Origin of the sequence: Micromonospora sp. KC723 (assembly GCF_004348595.1) — a bacterium.
Lineage (GTDB): Bacteria > Actinomycetota > Actinomycetes > Mycobacteriales > Micromonosporaceae > Micromonospora.
In genome coordinates, this window is sequence record NZ_SMKD01000243.1 from 1 (window position 1) to 4,047 (window position 4,047).

4 protein-coding genes are annotated in these 4,047 nt (G+C 74.5%); 1 reads left to right on the forward strand and 3 read right to left on the reverse strand.

Annotated elements, in window-relative coordinates; all coding sequences use genetic code 11:
* Positions 1-7 precede the first annotated feature (7 nt).
* The 3 genes from pgsA to E1165_RS28145 all read right to left on the reverse strand — a co-directional run bounded on the left by pgsA (position 8) and on the right by E1165_RS28145 (position 3,417).
* Complete coding sequence (gene pgsA / locus E1165_RS28135; protein ID WP_132394723.1) at positions 8-595, reverse strand: CDP-diacylglycerol--glycerol-3-phosphate 3-phosphatidyltransferase; 588 nt, start codon at positions 593-595, stop codon at positions 8-10.
* A 68-nt stretch (positions 596-663) separates the two neighbouring features.
* A complete protein-coding gene (gene rimO / locus E1165_RS28140; RefSeq protein ID WP_132394726.1) occupies positions 664-2,154 on the reverse strand; it encodes a 30S ribosomal protein S12 methylthiotransferase RimO in 1,491 nt (496 codons plus the stop codon).
* Between the two features lie 339 nt (positions 2,155-2,493).
* Entirely contained in the window at positions 2,494-3,417 is a 924-nt protein-coding gene (locus E1165_RS28145) for an ornithine cyclodeaminase family protein (protein WP_132394724.1), read from the reverse strand.
* Positions 3,418-3,671: 254 nt separating this feature from the next.
* On the opposite strand from E1165_RS28145, the gene E1165_RS28150 reads away from it, so the two are divergent.
* The gene (locus E1165_RS28150; protein ID WP_132394725.1) at positions 3,672-3,986 is read left to right on the forward strand and encodes a multidrug efflux SMR transporter; all 315 of its coding nucleotides are present in this window, start codon (positions 3,672-3,674) and stop codon (positions 3,984-3,986) included.
* Positions 3,987-4,047 lie beyond the last annotated feature (61 nt).

A 4,047-nucleotide genomic window follows, 5' to 3' on the forward strand; every position in this document is an offset into this window, starting at 1 on the left:
GGATGGGTCAGCGCGCCGGCCGGCGCAGGCGGAGCGCCTGGACGAGGTAGTCGAAGCCGGTGACCACCGTGACGACGACAGCCGCGGCCATGATCCACGGGCCCACGGCGGCGAGGGCGGCCGGCATGGGCCAGACGTACCAGGTGATGGCGAGGATCTGGAGGGCCGTCTTGGCCTTGCCACCCCGGCTGGCCGCGATCACCCCGTGCCGGATCACCCAGAACCGCAGTGCGGTGATGCCCAACTCCCGGGCCAGGATGACCACCGTCACCCACCAGGGCAGGCCGTCGTACCAGGAGAGCAGCACCAGGGCGGCGCCGGTGAGCGCCTTGTCGGCGATCGGGTCGGCCACCTTGCCGACGGAGGTGACCAGGCCGAACCGGCGGGCGATCCACCCGTCGACCAGGTCGGTCGCGGACGCGACCACGAAGATCAGGCAGGCGGCCATCCGCCAGCCGGGGTGGGTCATCCCCGAGCCGACCAGCGACACCGCGAAGACCGGCACCAGCATCAGCCGCAGCAGGGTCAGCCCGTTCGCCGCGTTGAGCACCGGCACCCGGGCGGCCACCGGCGCCGACTCCGTCGCGCCGGTCACGGCCGTGTCCCGCCGTGGCGTACCTGGCACCGCCCCACGTGGTTCCCCCGCTTCCTCCGGGCCCGCCGTCACCGTTCCGCGCCGGGCGCCGCCGAGATCATCTCATCCGGTACGGCGACCAGGTCGACACCCTCGGTCGCGGTCACGGTGGCGCGCACCAGGTCACCGGGGCGCAGCGCGGCCAGGTCCACCCCGCCGCCGGACGGGGCGACCAGGGTGGTGGAGCCGTCGACCTCGGGTGCCTGGTGGGCCGCCCGCCCCTCGACCACGCCGCCGTCCACCGAGTCGACCAGCACCTCGACGGTCGAGCCGAGCCGCTCCTCGGCCCGCTGCGAGCAGAGCTCGTCGGCGAGCGCGCTGAGCCGGTCGTACCGACGCTTGACGGTGGCGGCGGTGACCTTGCCGGGCAGGCCGGCGGCCTCGGTGCCGTCCTCGTCGCTGTAGTCGAACACACCGATCGCGTCGAGCCGTGCCTCGGTGAGGAAACGGACGAGCTCCTGGTAGTCGGCACGGGTCTCGCCCGGGAAGCCGACGATGAAGTTGCTCCGCGCGCCGGCCTCGGGGGCCAGGGCGCGAGCGGAGGCCAGCAACTCCAGGAAACGCTCGGTGGAGCCGAATCGGCGCATCCGGCGCAGCACCGCCTCGCTGGAGTGCTGGAACGACAGGTCGAAGTACGCGGCCACCCCGGGCGTCGTGGCGATCGCCTCGACCAGACCGGGCCGGGTCTCGGCGGGCTGGAGGTAGCTGGCCCGGACCCGGACGATGCCGTCGATCGCGGCGAGCTGCGGGAGCAGCTTCTCCAGCGCCCGGGGGTCGCCCAGGTCCTTGCCGTACGAGGTGGAGTTCTCGCTGACCAGCACCAACTCCCGGACACCGGTTTTGGCCAGCCACTCCGCCTCGGCGAGCAGCTCGTCGGGGGTACGCGAGACGAAGGCGCCGCGGAAGGCGGGGATGGCGCAGAACGCGCAGCGGCGGTCGCAGCCGCTGGCCAGCTTGAGCGAGGCGACCGGGCCGGTGTCGAGCCGGCGGCGCAGCACCGGACGCAGGTGCGCCGGGGTGTGCTCGTCGGTCTCGACGGTCGCCCGGGTCGGGGTGCCGTGACCGGGCAGCGACACCGCCGCGTCCCGCCGCCTGACCGGGGTCAGCGGCAGCAGCTCGCGCCGGTCGCGTGGGGTGTGCGCGTCGATCGACTCGCCGGCGACGACGGCGTCCAGCCGGGCGGCGATGTCCGGGTAGTCGTCGAAGCTCAGCACCGCCTGCGCCTCGGGCAGGCTCTCGGCGAGTTCCCGGCCGTACCGCTCGGCCATGCAGCCGGCGGCGACGACCTTGGCCCCGGTGTCGGCGGCGGCGAGCAACGTCTGGATGGAATCCTGCTTGGCCTTCTCCACGAACCCGCAGGTGTTGACGACCACCACGTCGGCGCCCTCGCCGTCGGTGGTGACCTGCCAGCCGTCGGCGTGCAGCCGGGCGGCCAACTCCTCCGAGTCGACCTCGTTACGGGCGCAGCCCAGGGTCAGCAGGGCGACGCGGCGGCCGTCGGCCGCGGACGACGGCTCCAGGTCGCCACGCGGCGCCAGCCGCGCCGAGCCGGAGTTGTCGGACGACTTCTCCAGGTCGCGGCGTGGCGCCAGCCGCGCCGAGCCGGAGTTGTCGGACGACTTCTCCAAGTCGCGGCGTGGCGCCAGCCGCGCCGAGCTGGAGTTGTCGGAAGGGGAGGTGGCAGACACCATCCGAGGGTACCGGGCGGTCCGGCGTGCCCGGCGTCGGCGGGCCGCCCGGTGCCGATTGCGGCACTACGGAATGTCCGGCCCGCCGGGCCACCGCAACCCGCCGCATCCGGCGGCCGGACGCGGCATGGCGCAGCCGGCGGCCCTCCCCCGTCCGCCGGTCGCACCGGATCAGATCGTGGCCGCGCCGACCCGAACCAGCCGGTCGAGCAGGAAGACCTCGGTGCCGGCCAGGCCGGTCGAGCAGAAGACCGAGATCTGGTCCGCGCCGGTCCGGCCCGCGACCGCGCCGGCCAGCACCGCGCCAAGGTCGCGCAGCCGTTCCGCGTACGGCTCGACGGCGGCGAGCATCGGCGGGACGTACGCGGTGGCCTGCGCCGGCGAGTCGGTCACCAGCAGGTCGGCGCGCTCCAGCAGGTCGGTGCCGAACTCGTGTCGGTCTGCCTGCTTGAACCCGACGGCGTTGACGTGGGTGCCGGGGGCGAGGTCGGCGGCGTCCAGCACCGGGCTGACGCTGGTGGTGGCGAGTACCACGATCTCCCGGCGGTTGACCGCCTGCCGCGCGCTGTCCGCCGCTCGGGCCGGCACGCCCAGCTCGGCGCGGACCCGGGCTGCGAACGCCTCGCGCCGGGCCGTCGAACGGCTGTACACGGTCACCTCGCGCAGTGGGCGTACCGCCGCGGCGGCCCACACCTGCGTCCAGGCCTGCCGGCCGGAACCGATCACGCCCAGGGTGGCCGCGTCGGGGCGGGCCAGGGCGTCGACGGCGATGCCGCCGAGTCCCCCGGTACGCCGTGATCCCAGCTCCTCGCCGACGGCGACCGCCCGCACCGCCCCGGTACGCCCGTCGTGCAGCACCACGAGTTGCTCGGACTCGGGTAGACCGAGGGTGTCGTACGAGCGGTAGCCGTACCAGTGGCCGGTGAGCTGGCCGGCGGTGAGCACCATCCGTCCGCCGGTCAGCGGCGCCGAGGCCCGGGGCGGCGCGACGAGCCGGCCGGCGTGGGCGGCCAGCAGGGCCTCCCGCATCGCCGTGACGGCGGTGGCGGGGTCCAGCGCGGCGGCGACCTCTCGGTCGGTCACAAGCACGGTCATACGGCCAGCATGCAACTTGAAGTTAACTTCAGCTCAATCGGTGGTGGGGGACGTCACCGGCGGCGGCCGGCAGGCGATGCTAGCGTCGGGCCGGCGCCTCGGCCGCCTCACCGGCCCCACCGGCCCCGGAAGTGGCCCTGGCCCGCCCCGGACGAACGGTGGGCGTACCCCCGGCCAGGACAAGGCCAGCGACCCGCGCCCGACTCGTTCCCCGCCCCGGCGACGGCCGGGGCCGGACCTCCGAGGTGATCTTCATGGCCTGGATCGTGCTGGTGGTCTCCGGACTGCTGGAGACCGCGTGGGCGGTCGCCCTCGACCGCAGCGCCGGCTTCACCCGGCCACTCCCCTCGATCGTCTTCGCGGTGACACTGGTGGCCAGCATGGCCGGCCTGGCGTACGCCCTGCGCGAGATCCCGGTCGGCACCGGGTACGCGATCTGGGTCGGTATCGGCGCGGTGGGCACGGCACTGGTCGGCATGGTGGCCCTCGGTGAGCCCGCCAGCCTGCCCCGCATCCTCTGCCTGCTGCTGGTGGTCGCCGGCGTGGTCGGCCTCAAGCTCTTCCACTGACCACCTCCGGGCCACCCGAACAGAGCCCCGAGCCCGCGCCCCTGGCCCGAGCCCCGAACCC